The 24,623-nt window shown below is 65.8% G+C and carries 25 protein-coding genes; 15 read left to right on the top strand and 10 right to left on the bottom strand.

Going from position 1 to position 24,623, the window contains the following annotated elements:
- The first annotated feature begins 493 nt into the window (after positions 1-493).
- The 3 genes from QFZ47_RS02460 (at position 494) to QFZ47_RS02470 (ending at position 2,934) form a co-directional block, all read left to right on the top strand.
- Positions 494-1,075, top strand: a complete 582-nt coding sequence (locus QFZ47_RS02460) for a hypothetical protein (RefSeq protein ID WP_307654111.1) — start codon at positions 494-496, stop codon at positions 1,073-1,075.
- Positions 1,076-1,715: 640 nt separating this feature from the next.
- Positions 1,716-2,387, top strand: coding sequence for a hypothetical protein (locus tag QFZ47_RS02465; RefSeq protein ID WP_307654112.1), 672 nt, complete (start codon positions 1,716-1,718; stop codon positions 2,385-2,387).
- A 175-nt stretch (positions 2,388-2,562) separates the two neighbouring features.
- Positions 2,563-2,934: a VOC family protein gene (locus QFZ47_RS02470; RefSeq protein ID WP_307654113.1), complete on the top strand. Its 372-nt coding sequence runs from the start codon at positions 2,563-2,565 to the stop codon at positions 2,932-2,934.
- Positions 2,935-3,028: 94 nt separating this feature from the next.
- Here QFZ47_RS02470 and QFZ47_RS02475 read toward each other — a convergent pair whose 3' ends face one another.
- From QFZ47_RS02475 to QFZ47_RS02490, 4 genes are all read right to left on the bottom strand, one after another.
- Positions 3,029-3,433: a hypothetical protein gene (locus QFZ47_RS02475; RefSeq protein WP_307654114.1), complete on the bottom strand. Its 405-nt coding sequence runs from the start codon at positions 3,431-3,433 to the stop codon at positions 3,029-3,031.
- A gap of 254 nt (positions 3,434-3,687) precedes the next feature.
- Positions 3,688-4,143, bottom strand: coding sequence for a carboxymuconolactone decarboxylase family protein (locus tag QFZ47_RS02480; protein WP_307654115.1), 456 nt, complete (start codon positions 4,141-4,143; stop codon positions 3,688-3,690).
- Positions 4,140-4,589, bottom strand: coding sequence for a cupin domain-containing protein (locus QFZ47_RS02485; protein ID WP_307654116.1), 450 nt, complete (start codon positions 4,587-4,589; stop codon positions 4,140-4,142). Before QFZ47_RS02485 ends, QFZ47_RS02480 begins: the two co-directional genes overlap by 4 nt.
- A 141-nt stretch (positions 4,590-4,730) precedes the next feature.
- Positions 4,731-5,711, bottom strand: coding sequence for a LysR family transcriptional regulator (locus tag QFZ47_RS02490; protein WP_307654117.1), 981 nt, complete (start codon positions 5,709-5,711; stop codon positions 4,731-4,733).
- Positions 5,712-5,822: 111 nt separating this feature from the next.
- Between QFZ47_RS02490 and QFZ47_RS02495 the strand changes: the two genes are divergently transcribed.
- Genes QFZ47_RS02495 through QFZ47_RS02505 form a run of 3 tightly spaced genes read left to right on the top strand, consistent with a single transcriptional unit; the run spans position 5,823 to position 7,779 of the window.
- Positions 5,823-6,371, top strand: a complete 549-nt coding sequence (locus QFZ47_RS02495; protein ID WP_307654118.1) for a 4-hydroxylaminobenzoate lyase — start codon at positions 5,823-5,825, stop codon at positions 6,369-6,371.
- Positions 6,372-6,374: 3 nt separating this feature from the next.
- Positions 6,375-7,100: a nitroreductase gene (locus QFZ47_RS02500; RefSeq protein WP_307654119.1), complete on the top strand. Its 726-nt coding sequence runs from the start codon at positions 6,375-6,377 to the stop codon at positions 7,098-7,100.
- 34 nt (positions 7,101-7,134) lie between these two features.
- Positions 7,135-7,779, top strand: coding sequence for an HD domain-containing protein (locus QFZ47_RS02505; RefSeq protein ID WP_307654120.1), 645 nt, complete (start codon positions 7,135-7,137; stop codon positions 7,777-7,779).
- A 55-nt stretch (positions 7,780-7,834) separates the two neighbouring features.
- On the opposite strand, the gene QFZ47_RS02510 is transcribed toward QFZ47_RS02505, so the two are convergent.
- The 4 genes from QFZ47_RS02510 to QFZ47_RS02525 all read right to left on the bottom strand — a co-directional run bounded on the left by QFZ47_RS02510 (position 7,835) and on the right by QFZ47_RS02525 (position 12,599).
- Positions 7,835-8,065, bottom strand: coding sequence for a hypothetical protein (locus tag QFZ47_RS02510; RefSeq protein WP_307654121.1), 231 nt, complete (start codon positions 8,063-8,065; stop codon positions 7,835-7,837).
- 175 nt (positions 8,066-8,240) lie between these two features.
- Positions 8,241-10,424, bottom strand: coding sequence for a catalase/peroxidase HPI (gene katG, locus QFZ47_RS02515; protein ID WP_307654122.1), 2,184 nt, complete (start codon positions 10,422-10,424; stop codon positions 8,241-8,243).
- 275 nt (positions 10,425-10,699) lie between these two features.
- Positions 10,700-11,800 carry an ABC transporter ATP-binding protein gene (locus QFZ47_RS02520; RefSeq protein WP_307654123.1) on the bottom strand — a complete coding sequence of 367 codons (1,101 nt, stop codon included), beginning with the start codon at positions 11,798-11,800 and terminating at the stop codon, positions 10,700-10,702.
- 34 nt (positions 11,801-11,834) lie between these two features.
- Positions 11,835-12,599: a FadR/GntR family transcriptional regulator gene (locus tag QFZ47_RS02525; RefSeq protein WP_307654124.1), complete on the bottom strand. Its 765-nt coding sequence runs from the start codon at positions 12,597-12,599 to the stop codon at positions 11,835-11,837.
- Between the two features lie 164 nt (positions 12,600-12,763).
- Here QFZ47_RS02525 and QFZ47_RS02530 point away from each other — a divergent pair, with 164 nt between their 5' ends.
- The 8 genes from QFZ47_RS02530 (at position 12,764) to QFZ47_RS02565 (ending at position 21,226) form a co-directional block, all read left to right on the top strand.
- Entirely contained in the window at positions 12,764-14,131 is a 1,368-nt protein-coding gene (locus tag QFZ47_RS02530) for an ABC transporter substrate-binding protein (RefSeq protein ID WP_307654125.1), read from the top strand.
- A gap of 25 nt (positions 14,132-14,156) precedes the next feature.
- A complete protein-coding gene (locus tag QFZ47_RS02535) occupies positions 14,157-15,059 on the top strand; it encodes a carbohydrate ABC transporter permease (RefSeq protein ID WP_307654126.1) in 903 nt (300 codons plus the stop codon).
- The gene (locus QFZ47_RS02540) at positions 15,056-15,892 is read left to right on the top strand and encodes a carbohydrate ABC transporter permease (protein ID WP_307654127.1); all 837 of its coding nucleotides are present in this window, start codon (positions 15,056-15,058) and stop codon (positions 15,890-15,892) included. Before QFZ47_RS02535 ends, QFZ47_RS02540 begins: the two co-directional genes overlap by 4 nt.
- A gap of 4 nt (positions 15,893-15,896) precedes the next feature.
- On the top strand, positions 15,897-16,700 hold the full coding sequence (locus QFZ47_RS02545) for a shikimate dehydrogenase family protein (RefSeq protein ID WP_307654128.1): 804 nt from the start codon (positions 15,897-15,899) through the stop codon (positions 16,698-16,700).
- A gap of 24 nt (positions 16,701-16,724) precedes the next feature.
- Positions 16,725-17,708: a Bug family tripartite tricarboxylate transporter substrate binding protein gene (locus QFZ47_RS02550; RefSeq protein ID WP_307654129.1), complete on the top strand. Its 984-nt coding sequence runs from the start codon at positions 16,725-16,727 to the stop codon at positions 17,706-17,708.
- A gap of 20 nt (positions 17,709-17,728) precedes the next feature.
- Positions 17,729-18,547: an HpcH/HpaI aldolase family protein gene (locus tag QFZ47_RS02555; protein ID WP_307654130.1), complete on the top strand. Its 819-nt coding sequence runs from the start codon at positions 17,729-17,731 to the stop codon at positions 18,545-18,547.
- A 26-nt stretch (positions 18,548-18,573) separates the two neighbouring features.
- Complete coding sequence (gene araD / locus QFZ47_RS02560; protein ID WP_307654131.1) at positions 18,574-20,337, top strand: L-arabinonate dehydratase; 1,764 nt, start codon at positions 18,574-18,576, stop codon at positions 20,335-20,337.
- A gap of 109 nt (positions 20,338-20,446) precedes the next feature.
- Positions 20,447-21,226, top strand: a complete 780-nt coding sequence (locus tag QFZ47_RS02565; protein WP_307654132.1) for a sulfite exporter TauE/SafE family protein — start codon at positions 20,447-20,449, stop codon at positions 21,224-21,226.
- 268 nt (positions 21,227-21,494) lie between these two features.
- On the opposite strand, the gene QFZ47_RS02570 is transcribed toward QFZ47_RS02565, so the two are convergent.
- Complete coding sequence (locus QFZ47_RS02570; RefSeq protein WP_307654133.1) at positions 21,495-22,667, bottom strand: mandelate racemase/muconate lactonizing enzyme family protein; 1,173 nt, start codon at positions 22,665-22,667, stop codon at positions 21,495-21,497.
- A gap of 96 nt (positions 22,668-22,763) precedes the next feature.
- Between QFZ47_RS02570 and QFZ47_RS02575 the strand changes: the two genes are divergently transcribed.
- Positions 22,764-23,027: a substrate-binding domain-containing protein gene (locus QFZ47_RS02575; RefSeq protein WP_307654366.1), complete on the top strand. Its 264-nt coding sequence runs from the start codon at positions 22,764-22,766 to the stop codon at positions 23,025-23,027.
- A gap of 10 nt (positions 23,028-23,037) precedes the next feature.
- Here QFZ47_RS02575 and QFZ47_RS02580 read toward each other — a convergent pair whose 3' ends face one another.
- The gene (locus QFZ47_RS02580) at positions 23,038-24,576 is read right to left on the bottom strand and encodes a sensor domain-containing diguanylate cyclase (RefSeq protein ID WP_307654367.1); all 1,539 of its coding nucleotides are present in this window, start codon (positions 24,574-24,576) and stop codon (positions 23,038-23,040) included.
- Between the last annotated feature and the right edge of the window lie 47 nt (positions 24,577-24,623).

The following is a 24,623-nucleotide window of genomic DNA, read 5'->3' on the forward strand; positions in this document are numbered from 1 at the left end:
TGTTCCGTGATCTGATGAAAGGACACGGAACACCAGCGTCTTTATCGCCCACACACACTTTGATCAAAAGTATTGCTCCCACTCTCATCATGCAGGGCGACGCGGACAAGACCACCCCAATCGAGCGGAGTAGATTGTTCTGCGAGCGAGCGCGAGGCTTAGGAAGCCGGTGCGAACTTATAGCGCTTGAAGGCCAGGGACACGTGCTTGACAGGCGAACTCGAGACGGCGTGCTGGATCGCCAGGCTGGTTTTCTTCGAGAGATATGGCAATGAACGTGACTGAGGTTCACCAATAGTTCCACAGCGCCGCTAGTCTCGACGCTGTACGGCTGCTATGGGCAACTCTGACCGGCTGCTTCGGGCCCTTTGCTCCGGCCCGGCGTGAGGCTACAGTCGGCCAAAATCGGACTCTCACCATCGTGGCCTAGTCTCCGATCATGGCAAGCTGGCAAACGACACGACGGCTATAAAAGCATGCGTACCGAAGTCCGATGAAATTCAATGATCTTGCTCGCAAGGCTGCCAAGGGCTCCGGACCGCCGTCCTACGGTGGCTCGGTTTATCCGGAAGACTTGATTCGGTTTTCGCTAGCTTATGGCGCTGTCGGCGCTGATGAGATTGAACGGCTCTCCGAGCAGCACGGATGGCACGAAGACGGTCTGCTTGAGGACGGCACGAGGGTAATGCTGCTCGCGCGCTGGGCTGCGGTCTGCGTCGCCTACGGCCGCGGCGGCGTTGCTTCGCTGCAGTACTTGCTGACCGACCGGACGCTCGCGACCTTTGCCATTGCGGTTCTTGAGGAAGTTCGCACCGAGTCTTGCGTAACGGCGCTGTTGGACTACTGCATGTCGACAACCGCCGTTTCGGACGAACCAGACGATCCGTTCTGGCGAGCGCTCGGCGCGTTGAACGCGTTGACGAGCTTCGACGACGGCCTCGTGCCACCGCAAGATCAGCAGGAGAAGTTGGGAGACCTGGTGATCGAGACGTTCGCCAGTGCCACCACATCGCATCAGCAGACACTTTGCCTATGTGCCTTGAGAGGGGCTCCAATCGAAGGATCACTGGAATGAGCGGAGGCCCAGACGGTGACCGATCCGGGCGTGAGGCGTGCAAAAGCCGCCGCGATAAAGTCCCTCCGGCGCCGTCTTTCCGGCTCTTACAAGCCGCCCAGTGCCGAGCAAAAGCGTCAGATCCGCAGGCAGCGAGCGCTTGATGTTTAGTGCTTCCGGCCATGAGCGGTCATTCGACAGGATCTCACTCGGCGTGCAGCATAGGTCACCATGTCACTTGAAGCCGTTGAGCAACAGCCTCGAATACCTTTGACGCGCTACCGCCTCGTCGAAAAGGTGGTTTCTGACCGTGCTGGCGCGACGGTCACCGTGAGGTTGATGCCCGAGGACGTCCGGTGGGAGATCTACTTCCACTCACCCGTGGGCTATCGCGTTTTTGACGAGCGAGACCTGCTTTCATATTGGCCCGCATGCTCGGGAGGCACAGTGTTCGAGATCACAGAGGGTGGATGGCTCAGCAGATCGGACTTTGATGCGGACCTCACGTCCACCGGGTTCTACGGAAGGGTTCGGGAGTTCTTCGTCGCGGGAGAAGACCAATGCGTCAGCGTCTTGGCGAATGAGCCGCCTGCCATTTCCCGAGTCGGCTAGCGGCCAAAAAGTAGCCGCTGGCGCCCTATCTCCTTCATATCATCGCAACATGCAAGCCACACCGCATACGGCCATCCTAAAACGCGCGGGAATCGTCCTCTTGATTGCCGGTCTGCTGGACATCTGCGTCTTGATCTACTCGATCGTGAACCGCATTCCATATTCATCGAGCATCAGCGTATTTGCTGTTATCGGTGGCGTCTTCCTTCTCCGCAGCAGCCTGCAAGCAGTTTCTCTTGTTCAGTGGTTTGCACTCCTCATAGCCGCCGCCCTTATTTCGATGCTCGTTGTCTCTCCGGCTCTTCAGCCTATTGACCTGACGCTCACCGAGATTCGGCTGCACCCCCACGTTGCTCTCGTTGGGATCACGCTGTTCGTGTTCACCATGGCTCTTCTGATCTGGCTCGTAAAAGAACTCGGATCACCCCAGGTTCGAGCAGCGCGTGCCGCAGCCGGACAGAAAGAACGTAGCGCACGAATGCCGATCGCCTTTGGTATCTGCCTGGCGTTGGCATTCGCGACCGTCAGCGTATTGGTTCAGCGTAGCGACGCGGCCATCAAGGCCATCGAAATCGTCGGGGCAGTCAACGGCCCGGAATATCGCTACCACGTCGGCTCGCTCAACTATCGCGGTAACAACCAAGGCAAGAGCATGTCTGGCATCGTCACAGCCTGGAACAAACACGAGATCAAGAATGTGCCCTTTCGTTGGGAGGACTGATGTCGCGTCGGACGTTCGCGGGCCCCACTCGAAGCTCTGAGACCACTATTCGCTGGCCTAGCGTGACTGGTGGGCCCCTTTGCGCTGGCCGCGCGTAAGGCTACAGTCGGCTTGAAGCCGACCTCCACCGCTGGGGCAGAATCCCGTCGGTATTCGATCCTCTGTCATATTCGTCATGCTCAAACAACCTCGGTTTGTGATCGCAGTGCGCGACCTGGCCCGTTCCGCCGATTTCTACAGGGACGTCCTGGGGTTCTCAATCGAGTGGAAGGAAGTGCCCGGCTGGCGTCTGTTCAGACGCGATGCCTGCATCATCATGGCGGGAGAGTGTCCGGACACGCCTCCCGCGCGCGACTTGGGCGAGCATTCATACATGGCCTACTTTGAGGTCGACGATGTCACCGGCTTGCACACGGATCTGGCCGCGCGGGGTGCCCAGATGGTCAAGGCCCTACGAACAGAGCCCTGGGGCATGCGGGAGTTCGGAATCGAAACCATCGATGGTCACCGCATGATGTTTGGAGAGGATGTTTCTGGCGCTGCTTGAGCCGAGGCAGCATCGGCGGCTGCCGGCCAGAAGCGGCCGTCTGTTAGGCGTGGCTCATTTTCCGCAATCGATGGCTGCGAGCGGCGTTGTAGCGTCAGACCCCGATGCCGGGCGGCCAGTCCTGGTAGTAGTTACAGTTCGCGGGGAGCGGGTGTCCATCCATGATGTACGCTGCCCACGCGAACAAATTCAACATGTATCCGGCGTCGGTCGGCGTCAGCCCGCAGGAGTCGGCGACTTCTGGCAATCGTGCGCGACAGACATCAAGGTGGCGTCGTACGCCCTCCGGTCCGCCGAGGTAGGCATTGAACTCGTCAAGATCAATACCCAAACCGGAGACTCCGTAGGTGCCGGCCACGCCCGATGCATCTGTATAAACGGCCATGACATCGTGGCCTTCAAGAGTCGCGACGGTCGTAAGCACTCTGCAAAATGCATCTTTCATCCCATTGCTGATCCAAAGGTCCGTGTTTTTGTTGATCCAAATGGGGGCGCCCATGGTGTTGTCTTTGAATACGCCTTTGAGAGGCATTGAGGTTGTCAGGTCTCAGCGACGCTTGGTGTTCTTGGCTGTCGCTACCTAAGCTGAATTCAACGGCAGCTTTGGAGAACATGCTACTTCCGCTTCGGGCCCAAAGCCGTCGTCCACGCGATGTTCCTCATACCCGCGCGGAGTACAGGCCAGAGCGCTGCAGGAAGCGCGAAGGAAACAGTACTTGCGCCCGTCCACCCGGAGCCCAGACGTGCTCGGGCCTACTTGGGCCGTGCGGCCTGGGGAGTGTTCCGAAAGCTGATCGCCATCCGGTTGTAGGTGTTCATCACGCCGATCGCGATGGTGAGGTCCACCAGTTCGCGCTCGTCGAAGACCCTCCTTGCGGCTTGGAAGTCCGCATCGGGCACGCCCGTATCGGTAACGCGCGTCACCGACTCCGCCCAAGCCAGGCCTGCCTGCTCACGAGCATCGAACAGGTCGCCGGCCTCGCGCCAAGCCTGCAGCAGCGCGAGCTTTTCGACGGGCACGCCCTTCTTCAAAAGGTCCCGCGTGTGCATGTCAAGGCAATACGCACAGTTGTTGATCTGCGAGACGCGCAGGTACACGAGATCGACGAGGACGGTCGAAAGGCTGCTCTGGGCGACGTAGCCATAGACCGCGCCGAGCGCCTTGACGCCGGCGGGGGCAAGTTGGTTGTAGTCGAGGCGTTGGCTCATTGCTTCTTCTCCATGGATTCGGATTCGGCTGCAGGGGTGGTCAGCGGAGAGTCTCCGGTGTCCGTCACAAAGACCGCCAGCAGCTTCGCGGGCTTCGTCCTGCTGGCATTGCGGCTGACGCTGTGCCGCGCGCCAGGTGGCTCGTAGAAACTCTGGCCGGCGCGCAGTAGCTGCTTCGGCCCGTCGTTCACCTGCGACTCGATGGAACCTGAAACCACATAGGCGTAGATGAATGCGGACTTCGCATGCATGTGGGCGGGCGAGGCGGCTCCTGGTGGATAGTCGACGACGACGGCGGTCAGCGACTTGCCGGGAATATTGGGAATGGCCTGCTGAAGCGCGGGGGTGACTTTCTCGCTCTGCTCGTGCGCTGCCGCGGCAGCACACAAGAGGCCGGCCGTGGCTGCTGCAACCAGGCCAGCAGCGAGCCGTGAGTTGTTGTTCATGTGGGTTCTCCTTGGTGAAACGGTGAAGGTGCCCTTATAGGGATGGCCTTGCCACCGAATGATGGTTGCCCCGCAGCTCCAAGGGAACTGATGTCTTTTCAACCACGAAATGCACGCCGTGCACTTCGGCGGCGGCGCTTGCTAGCCGAGCGATTCCTCGGCGGCATGGGCCGTCTTCGCCACCATGTCGAGCAACCACACGTGCGCAGCGTCGTGCTCGTCGCGGCGATGCCAGACCGCGCGAATGGTGGAAGTTCCGCTCTGATAAGGCGGTTGCCGACGCAGCAGATCGCGGTCCTTCACGAGCGCCACGGCAAGCGAGGCGGGGACGATGGATAGCATGTCAGTGTCACGAAGGAGTTCGGGTATCGCCAGGGAGTGCGGCACTGTGACGCGTGCATGTGGCGCTTCTTGTTCCGCCTGGAGCGCCTCTTCGAGCGCTTGCCGGTCGAACATTTCCGACTGGCGTGCAAGGCCGCGCTCCAGAATGAATCCGCCGACGGCGCCTTCCTCCTGGCCGCCGACGGAAACGGTCACAAGCGGGTACTTTGCCATGTCACGCAGCGTGAGCTTGCGGCGTGACGCGGGATGACCGCGCCGCATCAGAATGGCCTCGCCTTGCGACATCAGCGTGCGCGAGTTCAATCGGTCGGGCACTTGCGCGAAGATGCCGATGGCGAGATCGATCCGCCCCAGGTCGATCTGCTCCGCGAGGTCGAGCCGCGTGGAGGGCCGAATCACCAGCTCCACGCCGGGGGCGACGTGCTGAAGCTCGCGCGAGAGCGGTGCAATGATCACCGAGGTCAGATGGTCGTTCGCGGCGATGACAAAGCGACGGGTCGACTCTGCCGGCGCGAACGGCTCGACACCGAGGGTTGTCTCGATGCGACGCAGGGCATCGCGCAGAGCCGGGGCCATGGCCGCAGCCCGACCGGTAGGAACCATTCCCTTGCCCGTTCGCATGAACAGCTCGTCGCCGACCAACTCGCGCAGCCTGCCGAGGGCGTGGCTCACTGCAGATTGGGTGAGGTTGAGCCGCTTGCCCGCGAGGACCAGGTTGCGCTCCTCGTAGACGGCGTCGAACACCTTCAGCAGGTTCAGGTCCATTCGGCCAATGCTCATGCTTGCCCTTCCGCAATGAATGGCGTGCATTATGAGCTTGCAAAAGCAGCAGTTCCCTTCAGTTCGGTCATCGCCCATGATTGCCCGCAAGCAACCGCCGGAGCACTGAAGATGACCACCGAGACACCCCTCTGCGCACGCGAGGCGCTCATCGAGCGCTGCATTCCCTTTCTCGAAGAGGTGAAGGATATGACCGCCGGCCCGCCGGTGGAGCGCTGGCTGAACGAGAAGCACGGACCAGAAAGCGAGCTGTATCAGAACCTCTGCCGGCTCGTGAAGTCGGGCGTCAAGGAGGGTTGGGCGGCGAACGTGGAGATCGACGGTCCCAGCTACCGCCGAAGCCGCGTCGCCGAACCGTCCGAACGCACCTTGCACTTCAGCATCACCGCGGTGTACATGGACAGCACCGGCAACCACCAAGGGCATCCCGACCACCGGTTCCGCGGCCAATACCACGGGCATCCATACGGCGAGTTCAACATGGTCGTGCCCGTCACCCCCGGCGCGGCGCTATGCGGCCCGAGTGGATGGTGCTACGGCGGGTGGACCGCGCCTGGCCCCGGCAGCAAGCACTACCCGGAAGCCAAGGGAGGGGCGGTCATCGCGCTGTTCTTCCTTCCCTCGGGGCGGATCTCCTACCACCCTGCGCCCCAGGAGTAGGCGATGGACAACTCCGTACGTGATCGGGGCCAGCAGGCCATTGCCCAGTGCGTGTCGGCCGTCATGCGCTCGCGGCACGCAACTCGCGCATTCAAGCCGCAGCCACTCGAACGCAATCTCGTGGAAGACATCCTGGACGACGCTGCCACGGCGCCGAGCGGCGCGAACATCCAACCCTGGCGCGTGTACGTCGTCACGGGCACCGTGAAGGACACTCTCGCCGATGCGCTGCTCGCGGCTTCGCGGGCCGGCACTGTTCCAGCGCCGGCACACTTTCCCGACCCATTGCCGGACGTGTTTCGCGCGAGGCTGCAGGACTTCGGAGCGCGCTACTACGAATCCCTCGGAATCGATCGGACCGATGCTGCCGCGCGCTTGCGTCAGTCCGAGCGGAACCTCTCGTTCTTCGGTGCGCCGGTGGGTCTCTTGTTCACCATCGATCGCAGGCTGAAGCCGCACAGCTGGATCGACCTCGGCCTGTTCGCCCAGAACGTGATGATCGCGGCGAAGGCCCGCGGCATCGACACCTGTCCGCAGGTCTCCTTTGCACCCTTTCATGACGTGATCGCCGCACACCTGCAGATGGAGCCCTGCGAGGTGACAGCCTTCGGCATGTCGATGGGATATGGCGACCCGCATGCCCCGGTAAACCAGATTGCCATGCCACGCGAACACCTCCGCGACTTCGCGCGGATCGTCGGCTTTCCCGAAGAGCACTCCGCGCGGTGACGCCCACATCATTTCATCAACGCGAGAGATCATCATGACACCTCAAGAAGTCTCCGGAATCCGCATTCCAGACAGCCAGCTCGCCCGTGAGCTGACGCAGCTCATTCGCGACACCGAAAGCGACCTGCTCTACCACCACTCCCTGCGCGTCTATTGCTGGGGCGCGCTCGCGGGCCGCCGGGCAGGGTTGAAGTTCGATCCCGAACTGCTCTACGCAGCATCCATGTTCCATGACGTCGGGCTCACCGCGCGCTACGGGAGCAGCCAGCTTCGTTTTGAAGTCGATGGTGCCAATGCGGCGCGCGATTTTCTTCGGAGCCACGGCATTTCCGAAAGTGGAGTCGAGACGGTCTGGAACGCCGTGGCTCTCCACACGACGCCCGGAATTCCGCAGTTCATGCGGCCGGAGATCGCATTGGTGCAAGCGGGCGCCGGCATGGACGTTGCCGGCCGCAGCTACGACCAGTTCACTGATGCGGAGCGCCAAGCCGTGCTCGCTGCGTTTCCGCGGGAATCCGATTTCAAGAGCGGGATCGTTGACGCCTTCTACCAAGGCTTGAAGCACCGTCCCGACAGCACCGTGGGCACGTTCAACGACGACTTCCTCGCATGCAAGGATCCGCACTTTCACCGCGTCGACATGTGCGCCGTCATTCATGCGTCGAAGTGGCATGGGTGAACTGCCGGCTCGAGGCCAAGTACATCTTGGTAGAACGCCCGGGCACTCGGAATGTCTAGATCAATGCCCGCAATCGGCGCTGGGCGCGGTCGAGTCCGACGACCAAACGATTCTCGATACTTTCCGCCTCCGTGATTCGCTCGTCGAACCATGCTGCATCCGTGCCTCCGACTTGGGACATCTTCTGCATCATGATGCCGATGAGGGCGTTTTGATCCGTGATCAACCCATCCCAGAGGTCTATATCCGCCTGGGCGCCTTGTATTTCTACGTAGCTGGCCGTCATCGTTGTCTCCTGCGCGCTTGGCTGCATAGGCCTGGCGGCGTCAATTTGCGAATCGGCCGTGTCCGCACTCACGGGGCAAGACCATCGCACCACGGCGTTGCATGCGATGGCGTCGCCGAGCGCTCGCACCGGCGACTGCCTGTAGCTACATCGAATCGGCAACCGCGAGGATTGTCTAGGCCATGTTGAACCGTCCGAGGTTCATCACCTTGGTCCACGCCGCGATGAAGTCCTTCACGAACTTTTCGTGCGCGTCCGAACTGCCGTAGACCTCGGCCAGGGCGCGCAGCACCGAATTCGAGCCGATGGCCAGGTCTACGCGCGTCGCACTGCCCTTGCGCTCGCCCGTCGTGCGTGCAACTCCCTCGTACAGGTTGTTCTCGCCGGGCACGGCCTTCCAGGTCGTGTTCAGGTCGAGCAGGCGAACGAAGAACTCGTTGGTCAGCGCATGCTCCTTCTGGCTGAAGATGCCGTGCTTGGTGGCACCGACGTTGGCGCCCAACGCGCGCATGCCGCCCACCAGCACCGTCATCTCGGGCGCTGTCAGCGTCAGCAGCTGGGCCTTGTCGATCAGCAGCGCGTCAGCGGGAACCGCATAGTCCTTCTTCAGGTAGTTGCGGAAACCGTCGGCCACGGGCTCGAGCACCTTCATGGCCTCCACGTCGGTTTGCTCCTGCGACGCGTCCATGCGGCCGGGGGTGAAGGGTGCCGTGACGTTATGACCTGCGTTCTTGGCGCCTTGCTCGACAGCGGCGCAGCCGGCCAGCACGATCAGGTCGGCCATCGAGATCTTCTTGCCGCCGGATTGCGCCTTGTTGAATTCGCCCTGGATGCCTTCCAGCGTCTGGAGCACCTTGGCCAGCCTTGCGGGCTCGTTGACTTCCCAGTCCTTCTGTGGCGCCAGGCGGATGCGGCCGCCGTCGGCGCCGCCGCGCATGTCAGAGCCACGGAAGGTGGAGGCCGAGGCCCAGCCCGTCAGCACCAGGTCGGAGACCGACAGGCCCGAGGCCAGGATCTTGGCTTTGAGAGCCGTGGCGTCCTTGTCGTCGATCAGGGGATGGTCGGCCTTGGGAATCGGGTCTTGCCAGATCAGCTCTTCGGCGGGCACTTCCGGGCCGAGGTAGCGCGAGCGCGGGCCCATGTCGCGATGCGTCAGCTTGAACCAGGCACGCGCAAACGCGTCGGCAAGCTGCTCGGGGTGCTCGAGGAAGCGCCGCGAGATCTTTTCGTAGGCTGGGTCGAAGCGCAGCGCGAGGTCGGTGGTCAGCATGGTCGGTACACGCTTGTTCGACTTGTTGTGCGCATCCGGAATGTCGGCCGGTGCGCCCTTTGCCTGCCACTGTCCCGCCCCGGCCGGGCTCTTGACCGGTTCCCACTCGAACTTGAACAGGTTCTCGAAGAAGTGGTTGCTCCACTGCGTCGGCGTCTGTGACCAGGTGACTTCCAGGCCGCTGCTGATCGCATCGCCGGCGATGCCGCTGGCGTGAGTGCTCTTCCAGCCCATGCCCATCTCCTCCAGGTCGGCCGCTTCCGGGGTCGAGCCGACGAGGTCTGCCGGGCCGGCACCGTGGGTCTTGCCGAAGGTGTGGCCGCCGGCGATCAGAGCGACGGTTTCCTCGTCGTTCATCGCCATGCGGGCGAAGGTTTCGCGGATGTCTCTGGCTGCCGAGACCGGGTCCGCGTTGCCGTTCGGGCCTTCGGGGTTGACATAGATCAGACCCATCTGCACAGCTGCGAGTGGGTTCTCCAGGTCGCGGTCGCCGGTGTACCTCTTGTCATCGAGCCAGGTGGTCTCGTTGCCCCAGTAGACGTCTTGGTCGGGTTCCCACGTGTCCGGGCGGCCGCCGCCAAAGCCGAAGGTCTTGAAGCCCATGGACTCCAGGGCCACGTTGCCGGTCAGGATCATCAGGTCGGCCCACGAGATCTTGCGGCCGTACTTCTGCTTGATCGGCCACAACAGACGCCGAGCCTTGTCGAGGTTGACGTTGTCGGGCCAGCTGTTGAGCGGCGCAAAGCGTTGCTGGCCCCGGCCGCCGCCGCCACGCCCGTCGCCGGTACGGTAGGTACCGGCGCTGTGCCACGCCATACGGATGAACAGAGGGCCGTAGTGGCCGAAGTCCGCCGGCCACCAATCCTGTGAGTCCGTCATCAGCGCACGCAGATCCTTTTTCAGCGACTCGTAGTCGAGGCTCTTGAACTCCTTCGCGTAGTCGAAGTCCTTGCCCATCGGATCGGACTTGGAGGAATGTTGGTGAAGCAGGTCCACCCGCAACTGGTTGGGCCACCAGTCACGATTGACTGGGCCGCGGCCCACTGCATGGTGGACGGGGCACTTGGCTTCCGCTTGAGTCTGGGCCATGGGGAGTCTCCAGTTCTTTGATTGAGATCCGGACATTCTGGATCTCGCACGGACGAATAGGGCAAATGCTTTGCCTATGACGGTCATAGTGCATTGCCAGCCCTGCGTCGCCGCGCCCCTTCGTCGTTCAGGGGACGGTCAGGATACGCCGCAACGAAGTGGACAGCAATGCTTGTGAAATCAACGACTTACAGTGCCCAGGCCGCGTTGCCTTCTAGACTTGCATGACCTGGCCGGTGAGACGCGATGCCGCACACCGCGTTCGCCTGAGATCTTCAAGCCGCGAGCAGGCGCTCTTCGGTGCCCGCGGCGACGCCGTTTGCATCGAAGAAATGAAGCGAGCCCGGCGCGATGGCCAGGCGCAGGGTGCCCGAGAGATCCGCCGCGGCCTCGGGCGCCATGAGAACCAGCTCGCCTAGCGACGATCGCAGGTAGCAGTAGGCGCGGTCGCCCAGCTGCTCGACCGCCAGGGTTTCGCAGTCCTGGAGTTCGAGCAGCACTTCGCCGGGCGCAGGTTCGCCCAAGCGTGCCTGCTCGGCGCGAAAGCCCAGCGTGGCCGGTTGGCCCGGCACGCGGCGCGGAATCTGCACGTGGGCATCGCCGAGCCGCAGCAGCGTGCCGTTCGCATCCGGCTGTGCGGCGTCGATCTTGAAGAAGTTCATGCGCGGCGTGCCGATGAAGCCGGCCACGAACAGGTTGGCGGGTGAGCGGTACAGCGCCAGCGGCGAACCCACCTGCTCGATGCGGCCCTTGCGCAGCACCACGATCTGGTCGGCCAGCGTCATGGCCTCGGTCTGGTCGTGCGTCACGTAGACGGCGGTTGCCTTCAGCGTGCGCTGCATGCGCGCGATCTCCAGGCGTAGCTTCACGCGCAGCTCGAGATCGAGGTTCGACAGCGGCTCGTCGTAGAGGAACACCTCGGGCTTGCGGATCATCGCGCGGCCCATCGCCACGCGCTGGCGCTGGCCGCCCGAGAGCTGGCGCGGATAGCGCTCCAGCAGCGGCGTGAGTTCGAGCTTGTGCGCGATCTCGTCCACGCTGCGCTCTTGCTCGGCGGCCGTGGCCTTGGCCATGCGCAAGGGGAAGGCGAGGTTCTGCCGCACCGTCTTGTGCGGATAGAGCGCGTAGTTCTGGAACACCAGCGCGCAGCCGCGCTCGGCGGGCGGAACGTCGTTCACCACGCGGCCGCCGACCAGCACCTGGCCGCCGCTCGGCGTCTCCAGCCCCGCAATCATGCGCAGCAGGGTGGACTTGCCGCAGCCCGACGGCCCGAGCAGTACCGTGACCTGGCCGTCTGGCATGGTGAGATCGATGCCGGGGATCACCTCGACGTCGCCGAAGCGCTTGCTGATGGATTGGAGCTGGATCTCTGCCATGGTGGTTGGTTGCTGCTGATGGGAAGGAGGGGGGTCAGGCCGGCGGCGTGGCGCCGGACCTGGCGACCCCGCGCTGGATGTTCGATTCGGTGAGGCCGAGCAGCTCTTCCATGGCCTTGCGCGCCGCGGCCGGCTTGCGGGCCCAGATCTGGTCGAGCACGGCGCGGTGCATCGGCAGGCTCTTGCGCGGCGCGCCCGGCTGGCGCGTCGACAGCTCGAAGGACATGCGCAGCGCCGCTTCGATGGTGGCCCCGAAGGCCACCAGGAACGGATTGCCGGTGGCGCTGAGGATGGCCTGGTGAAAACTCAGGTCCGGCCCGGCATAGGCCACCGGGTCCATGCCCGCGGCGTCCATCAGGCGGTACGCGCGCTCGATCGCGGCAATGGCTGCATCGGGTGCCGAAGCGGCCGCAATCTCGCAGGCGGCCGGCTCGACGATGCGCCGCAGCTGCATCAGGTGCTGCGCCATCTGCGCGCGGTCGTGGCCCGACCAGGTCCAGCGCAGCACGTCCTCGTCGAGCATGTTCCATTGCATGCGCGGCAGCACCCGCGTGCCGGCCTTCTGCCGGGACGCGAGCAGGCCCTTGGCCTTCAGGCGGGTCAGCGCCTCGCGCACGGAGGTCCGCGCCACGCCCAGCTGCTCGGCCAGTTCGACCTCGGTCGGCAGCGTCGATTCGTCATCCCATTCGCCGCCGATCACGCGCCGCGCGAGCGCCTCCGTCACGGCCAGCGGACCGCGCCGGACAGGCGCGTCCGCGGCGGCGGGTTTCTTCAGCGTTTTCGTTTTATGGTCTGACATATTTGTTGATGCAATGAGCTTATATGGGCTGGAGGCGCGTGGAATCTCGGGTTTTCCATGATCAGTGGAATCTGATTTGTCTGTCATATTCGCTTCCACAAGCAAGTTGAACATGCCGGCCGACCTCGTTGCGCCGCGTGATTCTGATCGAAAGAGAGACAAGCATGAGCCTCCTGCAATCCCCCGCTGTCGACACGCAGCGCCGCCAGTTGATCAAGGCCGCGGCCGCCACCGCGGTGGCCGGCGCCGGCACGGCGCTGGCGTTTCCCGCCATTGCGCAGGCCAAGCCCTTTGCCGGCGTCAAGCTGCGCGGCGCTGCGTACCAGCACGGCTTCTTCAACATCCTGCGCAAGTACATCCCGGAGTTCGAGCAGCAGACCGGCATGGCGGTCGACCTGCAGCTGTCGGCCTTCCCGGTCTACAACCAGCAGGCCGACCTGGAGCTGTCCTCGGGCGGCAGCGCCTGGGATTTCTGCAACGTCACCTTCATCCTTGCCGCGCGCTGGGTCGCGGCCGGCCTGCTGGCCAACCTGAGCGACTTCGCGGCCGACCGCAAGCTCACGTCCGCCAGCTGGAACCCGGACGACTTCGTCAAGGGCGCGCAGCTGCCGTACCTCGACAAGGCCGGCAAGGCCTACGGCTTCGCATGGGAGGGCGGCGCGATGCTCATGGGCATGAGCCGCACCGACCTGATGAAGAAGCGCGGGGTCGAGGCGCCGCAGACCTTCGACGAGCTGATGAAGGTCTGCGAGGCGGTGCACGGCCAGGACGGCGTCACGGGCTTCGTGAGTTCCAACTTGCACCACTGGTTCCTGCCGCCGTACATCCATGGCTTCGGCGGCGACCTGTTCGCCAATCCGCCGGCGGACATCAAGCCCACGCTCGACTCGGCCGCCGCGGTGCAGGCCACGGCCTTCTATTCGACGCTGCTGTCCAAATACAGCCCGCAGGGCGTGCTCGGCTACACCGAGGACCAGGCGCGCGCCGCGCTGATCGGCGGCCGGTCGAACATCTTCATCCATTCGAGTTCCTGGGTCACGGCGATGCTGACTTCGCCGGAGAGCAAGGTGAAGGACACCGCGCGCGTCGTGCGCATGCCGGCCGGCCCCAGGGGCGACTTTCCCGCCGCCAACAGCCAGGGGCTCGGGATTCCGAAGAACGCGAAGAACAAGGAAGCGGCCTGGGAGTTCATCAAGTGGGCGCTGAGCCCCGAGCTCACCGCGCGCATCGTGAAGGACACCGGGCATCCGTCGATCTGCCGGCGCTCCGTGATCGAAAGCGCCGAGTACAAGCGCATCAACACCATCAACGGCCAGGACATCGGCAAGCTCTATCTCGAAGTGCTCGAGCAGCCCGGCAAGACGCGCAACTACATGGCGTATCGCACGGTGAAGGAATTCCCGCTGGTGGGCGACGCGGTGAACAAGGCCGTGGAGCGCGTGGTCTCGGGCCAAGCGCCGGCCGCGGATGCCATGAAGACGGCGCAGGAGGCCGCGCTCGGCAGCCTGCGGCGCGCCGGAGCCAAGGTATGAGCGCCGCGGCGTCAAGGGTGCACCAGTGAGCGCGAGAAAGGTTTCTTACGAGGCGCAGCGGCGCCGCTTCGTGCGGATGGCGATGGCGCCGAGCCTGCTGTTCCTGCTGGTGGTGGCGGGGCTGCCCACCGTCTTCCTGCTGGTCACGAGCCTTACGCCCGGGGCGCTGGTGAACCCGGGCTCGCTGGGCGATTTCTCGGAGCCGCTGCGCAACTACAGGCTGCTGGGCAGCGACGAGCGGTTCGTCGGCTCGCTGGGCGTGCAGGCACGCCTCTCGGTCTACACGGTCGTGCTGCAGGTGCTGCTGGGCACGGGGCTGGGGCTGCTCGTGCATTCGGGGCAGGAGCGCTGGAAATCGCTGCGCCACCTGTTCGTGATTCCGATGGTGCTGCCGCCGATCGTCGTCGCGGTGATCTGGAAGCTGATCTACACGCCCGACATCAGCCCGATCTACCAGGCCGCGCGCATGCTGGGCGTGACGCTGCCGGCGCTCACCACGCACGTCGATTTCGCGTTGTGGTCCATCGTCATCGCCGACACCTGGGAGTGGGCACCGTTCACCTTCCTGATGGTGCTGGCCGCGTTGCAGACGCTGCCGGCCGAATACGTCGAGGCCGCCCGCATGGACGGCGCCGATGCCTGGCGCGTGTTCGGCCACATTGTGCTGCCGTACATCGCGCCGGTGCTGCTGGTGTGCACCTTGTTCCGGCTCATCGACAGCATCAAGGCCTTTCCGCTGATCTTCCTCTTGACCGGCGGCGGCCCGGGCTCGGTGACGGAGGTGACCAACTACTACGCCTACCTCGTGGCCTTCAACTTCGGCGAGCTCGGCTATTCGAGCGCGATCACCGTCGTGCTGCTCGCAGCCACCGTGCTGATCAGCTGGGGCGCGATGCGCGTGAGCCGCAATGCGGGAGGTGCCGAATGAGTTCGAATCGAATGACGTCGCTGCGCCGGCGCTGGCCGCTCGCGCGCTGGGCCGTGCCGCTCGTCCTGTTCGCGATGCTGCTGCCGTTCCTGTGGCTGCTGCAGATGTCGTTCAAGCCGACGCCGCTGATCCTCGAGTTTCCGCCGCGGGTCTTCTTCGTGCCCACGCTCGAGCATTACGTGGGGCTCTGGCAGGCCGGTTTTCCGGAGTCCTTCGTCAACAGCCTGGTCACGAGCATCGTGTCGACGCTGCTCGCGCTGGTGTTCGGCATTCCGGCGGCCTACGCGCTGTCGCGCTGGACCGGGCGCGGGCGCTTCGGCCTCGGCCTGGGCATCCTGCTCACGCGCATGGCGCCGCCGATCGCGTTCACGATTCCGTTCTTCCTGGCGTATCGCTACCTCGGCCTGCTCGACACCCGCACCGGCCTGATCCTCATCTACATGACCTTCAACCTGCCGCTGGTGATCTGGATGATGCAGCCCTTCTTCGACGCCGTGCCGGCGTCGCTGGAAGAGGCGGCGCTGATGGACGGCGCGGGCTACGCCACCGTGTTCATGGAGATCGTGATGCCGATGGCCGCTGCCGGCATCGCGGCCACCGCGATCCTGTGCTTTCTCTATGCCTGGAACGACTTCTTCTTCGCGCTCATCCTCACGCGCACCGATGCGCGCACTGCGCCGGTCGCGGTGGTCAACTTCATGAACTACGAAGGCTGGGAGTGGGGCAAGATCGCCGCCGGCGGCTCGCTGGTGATGGCGCCCGTGCTGGTGTTCTCGATGCTGGTGCGGCGCTACCTGGTCAGCGGCCTCACGGCTGGTGCGGTGAAGGGCTGAGGCGATGGTCCCCGCGAACCTCAGCGGCGCGACGCGCCTCGTTCCCATCCTCGCGCACCCGGTCGACCACGTGCGCGCGCCGCGCATCTACAACCCGGCCTTCGCCGCCGCCGGGCTCGACTGGTGCCTGGTGCCGATGGGCGTGCATCCCGGCGACTTCGCGGCCACCGTGGCGCAACTCGCGCGCGTGGGCAACCTGCAGGGCCTGAACCTCACGATCCCACACAAGGCCGCCGCGCATGCGCTGTGCGCGCGCCTCGGGCCCGAGGCGCGGCGCACGGGCGTGGTCAACACCATGCGCATCGACGCCGATGGCCAATGGTCGGGCGAGAGCTTCGACGGCGTGGGCTTTGTCGATGCCGCACGCGCGCATGGCGTGCTGTGGCCCGATCGGCCGGTGGTGCTGGTGGGCGCGGGCGGTGCGGGCACCGCCATCGCCTTTGCGCTGGCCGCGGCCGGCGTGCGCGAGCTGCACATCGTCAACCGCGAACCCGAGCGCGCGGAGCACCTGTGCGCCGAGCTGCGCAAGGCCTACCCGGACATCCATGCCGACACACGCGCCGGCAGCCTGGGGAGTGCCGGCCTTGCCATCAACGCAACCTCGCTCGGCCTGCACGCGGGCGACCCGATGCCCTTCGACCCGGCGCAGCTGCCGGCCGATGCGGCGCTGTTCGACATCATCGCCGCGCGCGACACCGAGCTCATGGCCGCATGCGCCGCGCGCGGGCTGCGGGTGGTCGGCGGCAAACCCATGATCGACCACCAGGTCGCCGCGCAGATTGCGTTCTGGCGCGGCGGCACTGCATGAACAACACGTGATCCAGGAGACACCATGATGAAATTCCCGAGGGCCGCGATGGCCCTGTCGGCCATGGCGCTGGCCGCCGCACCCGCGCTGGCGCAGCCCAGGGCCGACTATCCGCACAAGCCCATCGTGCTCGTCGTGCCGCAGCCCGCGGGCGGCGCCGCCGACCAGTTCGCGCGGCCCTTCGGCCAGGCGCTGTCGCAGCGGCTGGGCCAACCGGTGATCATCGACAACCGGCCCGGCGCCAACGGCAACATCGCGGCCGCCTACGTGGCGCGCAACCAGCCGGCGGACGGCTACACCGTCTTCTTCGGATCGGTCAGCACGCTGGCCGTGAACCCGCACCTCTACAAGGCCACGGGCTTCGACGCGCTGAAGGACTTCCAGCCGATCACGCTCACCAACCAGACGCCCAACGTGCTCGTGGTCGGCGCGGGAACGCCCTACAAGACCGTGGCCGACGTGGTGGCCGCCGCGAAGAAAGAGCCCGGCACGCTGAGCTTCGGCTCGGCCGGCAACGGCAACACCATGCACCTCACGGGGCTGCAGTTCGAGGCGAAGACCGGCACCCGGCTGATCCACGTGCCCTACAAGGGCGGACCCGCCGCGCTCAACGACGTGATGGGCGGGCAGATCCCGATGATGTTCCACAACCTATCGGCCGTGCTCGGGCAAGAGAAGGGCGGCCGCGTGCGCGTGCTCGCCGTGGCCGACACGCAGCGCTCCAGGCTGCTGCCCAACGTGCCGACCATGGCCGAGGCCGGCGCGCCCGGCGTGGTGCAGCTCGCATGGAGCGGCATGCTGGTGCGCGCCGGCACGCCCGCGCCGGTGGTCGAGCGCCTGCACAGCGAGATGGTTGCGATCCTGAAGGAGCCCGCATTCCGCAAGCCGCTGGAAGCGCAGGGCTTCGATGTGCTCTCATCGACCCCTCAGGCGTTCGCCGAGCGCCTGAAGGCCGACCACGCCTCGATGGGCGAGGTCATCAAGGCCGGCAACGTGAAGATCGATTGACCCAGCAAAGGACCGAAGCCATGCCCTCACGCAACACCTTCAAGCACGCCCTCGCGGCGAAGATCCCGCAGATCGGCCTCTGGTCGACGCTGCCCGACCCCTACGTCTCCGAGCTGCTCGCGGGCGCCGGCTTCGACTGGATGCTGCTCGACGCCGAGCACACGCCCGGCGATCCGACCACCATGCTGCGCCAGCTGCAGGCGGTGCAGGCCGAGCGCGAGCGGCCCACCTCGGCCGTGGTGCGTCCGCCCTGGAACGACCCGGTGCTGATCAAGCAGTACCTGGACATCGGCGCGCAGACGCTGCTGCTGCCCTTCGTGCAGAACCGCGCCGAGGCCGAGGCCGCCGTGGCCGCCACGCGCTATCCGCCGAACGGCATCCGCGGCATGGGCGGCACGGTGCGCGCCACCCGGTTCGGGCGCGACACGAAATACGCGGCCGAAGCCTCCGGCGAGATCTGCGTGCTGGTGCAGGTCGAGACCGTCGAAGCGCTCGAACATCTCGAGGACATCGCGAACGTCGACGGTGTCGACGGCGTCTTCATCGGCCCTGGCGACCTGTCGGCCAGCATGGGCGTGGCCGGCCAGGTCAACCACCCCACGGTGCGCACCGCCATCGACCGCGCCATCGCGCGCATCCTCGCCTGCGGCAAGGCGCCCGGCATCCTCATGAACGACGAGCCGCGCGCGCGGGAGCTGCTCGACCTTGGCGCGCTCTTCGTGGCCGTCGCCAACGACCAGCTGCTGCTGCGCAAGAGCGCCGACGACATCGCGACGCGCTTCAGGCAGCGCGGCGCGCCCGCCGCGCCCGCTTCGGCGCCGGCGCCCGCCACCTATTGAACCCAGAGATCCAGAGAACACACCGCATGTCCACAGAAGCCGCCCGCCCCAAGACCCTGCAGGAACTGCGCAGCCAGCGCTGGTTCGCGAGCGACGACATCCGCGGCTTCGCGCACCGCCAGCGCATGCAGCAGCAGGGGCTCGCGCGCGAGGAGTTCATGGGCCGGCCGGTGATCGGCATCGTCAACACCTGGAGCGAGCTCTCGCCGTGCCATGCGCACCTGCGCGAGCGTGCCGAGTCCGTCAAGCGCGGCGTGCTGCAGGCCGGCGGCTATCCGCTCGAGCTGCCCGCGCTGAGCCTGGGCGAAGTGATGGTCAAGCCCACGACCATGATCTACCGCAACCTGCTGGCCATCGAATGCGAGGAGCTGCTGCGCAGCCTGCCGATCGACGGCGCGGTGCTGATGGGCGGCTGCGACAAGACCACGCCTGGCCTGATCATGGGCGCGCTGTCGATGGACATCCCCGCCATCTTCCTGCCCGCCGGTCCGATGATGAACGACCGCTACAAGGGCCAGGCCGTCGGCGCGGGCACGCACACCAAGAAGTTCTGGGCCGAGCGCACCATCGGCAACATCGACGAGGCCGAATGGATCCGCCTCGAAGCGCGCATGACGCGCACGCCCGGCACCTGCAACACCATGGGCACGGCCAGCACCATGACCGCCATCGCCGAGGCCATGGGCCTGTCGCTGCCTGGCGCGATGAGCATTCCGGCCGTCGACTCCGAGCACAGCCGAATGGCGTGGCGCTGCGGCGAGCGCATCGTCTCGATGGTGTGGGAAGACCTGAAGCCCTCGCGCATCGTCACCAAGGCGTCTTTCCTCAACGCCGTGGCCGCCTACATGGCGCTCGGCGGCTCGACCAACGCGGCGGTGCACCTGCCCGCGATGGCGGGGCGCGCGGGCATCGAGCTGAACATCGACGAGCTCGACGCGATCGCGCGGCGCGTGCCCGTCATCGCCAACCTCTATCCGTCGGGCGAGAAGCTGATGGAAGACTTCCACTACGCAGGCGGCCTGCCGGCTGTGCTCAACAGGATCGCGGCGCACCTGGACCTGTCGGTGCGCACCGTCACGGGCCGCACGCTCGGCGAGGACATCGCGGGCTGGCCCGCGGAGGACGACGGCACCATCCTCGACCCCGCGGCGCCGCTCCGGCAGGGCACACCGGAATGTCCCGAGGCCGGCATTGCGCTGGCCGTGCTGCGCGGCAACCTGTGCCCCGACGGTGCGGTCATCAAGCCCTCGGCCGCCACGCCCGAACTGCTGCGCCACACCGGGCGCGCGCTGGTGTTCGACTCGAACGCCGAGATGCTCGCGGCCATGGCCGACGAAGAACTCGACTGCGATGCATCGACCGTGCTGGTGCTGCGCAACGGCGGCCCGGTCGGCGGGCCCGGCATGCCCGAATGGGGCAACCTGCCGATTCCGAAGAAGCTGCTGCGGCAGGGCGTGCGCGACATGCTGCGCATCTCCGATTCGCGCATGAGCGGCACCCACTACGGCACCTGCGTGCTGCATGTCTCGCCGGAGTCGGCCATCGGCGGTCCGCTCGCGCTGCTAAGGACCGGCGACACCGTGCGCCTGGACATCGGCGAGCGGCGCCTCGACATGCTGGTGTCCGACGAGGAGTTGGCCGAGCGGCGCCGACAGTGGACGCCGCCCGCGCCGGCCTACGCGCGCGGCTACACGAAGATCTTCCAGCACGAGGTGACGCAGGCGCACCTGGGCTGCGACTTCGCGAGCCTGGCGGGCAACGCGCCGACGCCCGAGCCGCCGATCTACTGAAAAAGGTCCCTCGCCATGCGCGCGGCGCACCGGAATCGGCACCTGCCGTTCGGGGACAATACGGCCTGCGACATTCGGCCCGACGCGGCCTCTCGACGATTCATATCCGGTGCAAGCGATTCTTTCCGAAGCCGGCCCCGTGCTGGTCTTCATGGCCTGCGTGGCGCTGGCCACTTACGCGCAGAACCTCACGGGGTTCGCATTCAGCCTCATCCTGCTCGGCCTGGTGTCGGTGTTCCACGTCGCCAGCGTGAGCGATACGGCCAACGCCGCCACGGTGCTGAGCCTGATCAATGCATGGACCTATTTCCGCGCGCGGCCGGGCGTGGTGCCGTGGCAGCTGATGAAGCCGGCGCTCAACGGCAGCACGGTGGGCGTGATCGCGGGGCTCATGCTGCTCACGTGGCTCAGCGGCGGGGCGGTGAACTGGCTGCGGGGCCTGCTGGGCGTATCGATCCTGGGCTGCGCGCTGCTGCTGGTGCTGCAGGGCAGGCCGCAGCCCGCGGTGTCGGGCCGCGCGAGCTTTGCCGTCATCGGCGGTCTCTCGGGCGTGCTGGGCGGGCTGTTCTCGAGTCCGGGGCCGCCCATCGTCTTCCACATGTACCGCCAGCCGCTGGAGCGCGAGCTGGTGCGCCGCGCGCTGCTGCTGATGTTCGCGTTCAATTCGCTGGTGCGGCTCGTGATCGTGCTGCCCACGGGGCACTTCTCGTGGCGCGCGGCGCTGTTGGCCGCCTGCGCGATGCCGGTGGTCTACGGCGTGACGCGGCTGCACCACCGGCTGCCGAACAAGCTGCAGCCGCGCACCCTGAAATGGCTGGTGGGCGGCCTGCTGGCCGCGGCGGGTTCGACGCTGGTCGCGAGCGCCTGGCTCGCGATTGCTCAGGCTTGATCGAGGGCCTGTTAACGCTATTTCTGGGGATCGCGTTGCCCGGCCAAGGGGCTGGATGCAAGGCGCACGCGCTTGCAAGGCGTGCGCCTTGCAAGCGCGGGCAACGCCGCAGACGGCCCCTTGGCCGGGCAACCCGAAGGGAAGGCCAGCCGCAGCGGGCCACTCGGCGTTGCGCTCCTTGCGTGTACGCATGCACACGCGGCGTCGCGCGCCTTGACTGGCCCGCTGCGGCTGGCCTTCGCGACCCCAGAAATAGCGTTAACAGGCCCTAGACGCCGACCAGCGGCAGCTCGACCACGAAGTCCTTGCACGCCGCCAGGTCCGGCACCACGCCCAGCCCCGGTGCATGCGACAACTGCACCCAGCCGTCATTCACCGCGAAGTTCGGCACCGCGAGCAGCTCGCGCAGCGGGTTCGGATTGGCATCGACCTCCACGTAGCCCGGCCCGCCCACGGCGGTCTTCAGGTGCATCGACGCGGCCAGGCCGATACCGCCGCCCAGCCAATGCGGGCAGTACCACTTGCCTGCCGCGATCGTCTGCTTCGCCACCTCGAGGCAGCCGCTGAAGCCGCCCCATTTGCCGAGGTCGGGCTGGATGATCGCCATGCCTTCGGTCGCGATGAAGTCGCGGTACTGCGCGAAGCTTGCAAGGTTCTCTCCGCCGGCCAGCGTCAGCGGCTGGCACGCGGCCAGTTCCTTCCAGCGCTGCGCGGGCTGATCGGCGCGCAGCGGCTCCTCGAGCCACAGCAGGTTGAAATCCGCCATGCGCACGCCGGCCTGGCGTGCTTCGTCGAAGTTCCAGGCCTGGTTGGCGTCGACCATCAGGGCGGCTTCTGCACCGAGCGCATCGCGCAGGGCGCGCAGGTTGGCCAGGTCGCGCTCGGCTCCGAAGCCGACCTTGAGCTTGAACGCGCGGTAGCCTTCGCTGCGCTTCTGCAGCGCGAGCTGTTCGGGCCCGGTGGGGTTGAGACCCGAGGCATAGACCTGCACCGGCTGCGCCTCGGCACCGCCGAGCACCTGCCAGAGCGGCTTGCCCTGGCGGCGCGCGTACAGGTCCCACATCGCCGTGTCGACGCCCGCCACGATCTGGTTCAGCGTGCCGTGCTCGCCGGTCTGCAGCGCCAGCACCGCGAAGCGGCGCGTGAGCTCGTCGAAGCACTCGCGCGGATGCGACCAGGCGCGCCCCACGACGCAGGGCTTGCAGTAGGCCAGCGCCATGCGGGCGCGGTGCTCCGCGCCCACGGTCGGAAAGTTGCACCAGATCTCGCCCCAGCCCTCGGTACCGTCGGCATCGGTCAGACGCACCAGCACCGCGGGGCGGTCGCGCATGATGCCGAACGAGGTCTGCACTGGCGGGTCGGCCGGTGCACGGAATACGAACACGTCGAAGCGCTCGACCGTGGTGGGGGACGCAGGGTCCGATGTTGCGATGGATGTCATGGCGTCGATTCTCAGGCGCAAGTTCGCCCTGCGCACGAACTCAGGAATAAGCCGCGCAGAGTTCGCCTTCGGACAAGCCGTACGTCTCGGTCGCTGCTGGAGGCCGAGCGCCGCGGACTCAATGTGCCCAACGACCTGTCGGTGATGGGCTTCGACGATCTCGAGTGGAGCCGGCACCTGCGCCCGAGCCTCACGACCATGCATGTGCCCACCGACGAGGTCTGGACGCGTGCGGGGGAATACCTGGTCCGGTCGCTGTCGGGCCGGGCGGCCGCGCTGCACCATGACGTCGATGTGTCGCTGGTGGTGCGCGAATCGACGTCGCGGCCCCGGCCGGCCGAGAGCCGCAAGGCCGACTGAAGGGCCTGGATCACACCGCCACCGGCTGCACCGTCGATGCGCACACGCGGTTGCGGCCGCTGCTCTTCGCCGCGTACAGCGCCTTGTCCGCGGCCCGGATCAGTTCCTTGGGCTGGCCTGGCTTCCCGGCCGCGGGGCTGAGCGCATCCACGCCGGCGCTCAGTGTCACGAATCCGTCGGCGCTGCCGGCATGTTCGATCTGCAGGTCCCGCACGGCGCTGCGGATGCGTTCCGCCAGAATCATGGCCCCGGCCACATCGGTGTTCGGCAGCAGTACCGCCAGTTCCTCCCCGCCATAGCGGGCCGCAAGGTCCCCCGGACGCCGGGACGCGAGGCGGGCGATCGTGCAGCCGATGGTCTGCAGGCACTCGTCGTCTGCCGCATGGCCATAGATGTCGTTGTATTGCTTGAAGCAATCCACATCCATCATGATCAAGGCCAGGGTGCTCGCAGTGCGCGCCGCGCGGCTGTATTCGCTGTCCAGCGTCACGTCGAACTGCCGGCGGTTCGCCAGCCCGGTCAGGCCGTCTTCCATGGCGAGCGTGTTGAGGGTCTTGTTCAGCGTTTCCAGCGCATCGCGCGTCTGGCGCAGCTCGGCCTCGGTCCGGGTCTGGAGCTGGAACTGCCTCACCAGGCGCCAGCCGATGAAAGCGACGATCAGGGTCAGCAGAAGGACGCCACCGGAATGCCAGAGCGTTTCGCGCCACCAGTTGACCAGGATCTCGTCCTTGGACAGGGCCGCGGCAACGAACAGCGGATAGTTGTCGAGGCGCCGGAAGCTGTTCAGCCGCATCAGGCCGTCTTGCGCCGACTTGATGTAGACCGTTCCGACTGGCCCCTGCGCAACGTAGGAGCGGAAGAGTTCGGTTTCCAGCATGTTCCGGCCCACCATGGCGGGGCCGTAGGGCCGGCGGGTCATCATGGTTCCGTTTTCGAGCACCAATGCAACAGCGCCGGCCTCGCCGATATCGAGGCTGTCGTAGAACTTCATGAAGAAGTCGATGTGGATCGTCGCGAGCGCCACGCCGGCGAAGCTGCCGTCCGCATGATTGATGCGCCGTGAAACCGGGACAAGCAACCTGCCGCTGGTGCGGCTCTTCACAGGAATGCCGATGTGAGGGCCGCGCTCCTCGTGCGTGCGGTGAAAGACGAAGTACTCCCGGGTCGCGTTGTTCAGGTTTTCCGGCTGCGTCGTGCGGGAGTTTGCAACCCAGTTTCCCTCTTCGTCGTAGACGTGCAGGCCATCGAGCTGCGGGAGTTCGGCAATCCGCCTGGCGAGCACGCTGCGAAGCCGCGCGACAGCGTCCGGGCCGGTGCCGTCGTGCTCCACCCGCTCGACCATGCCGACCAGGACGGTATCGGCCTTCTTGATGGTGTCGTCCGCCTGCTGCGCCATGGCGCGCGCGAGGTTCGATGCCGCCACGCTCATCTGCCGAAGCTGGTCGGAACGCGACTCCCAGCTGTTCCAGCCGTCAATCGCCAGCAGACTGAAGCAGACGATGGCCACAAAAGCCATGGTCCGGGCGGTGATGGAGGGTCCGCGAAGCACTACGCACTTTCGGAGCAATGAAGCATGGCGGCGGGGGGTGGTGATTG

This window comes from Variovorax paradoxus (assembly GCF_030815975.1).
GTDB classification, from domain to species: Bacteria; Pseudomonadota; Gammaproteobacteria; order Burkholderiales; family Burkholderiaceae_C; genus Variovorax; species Variovorax paradoxus_N.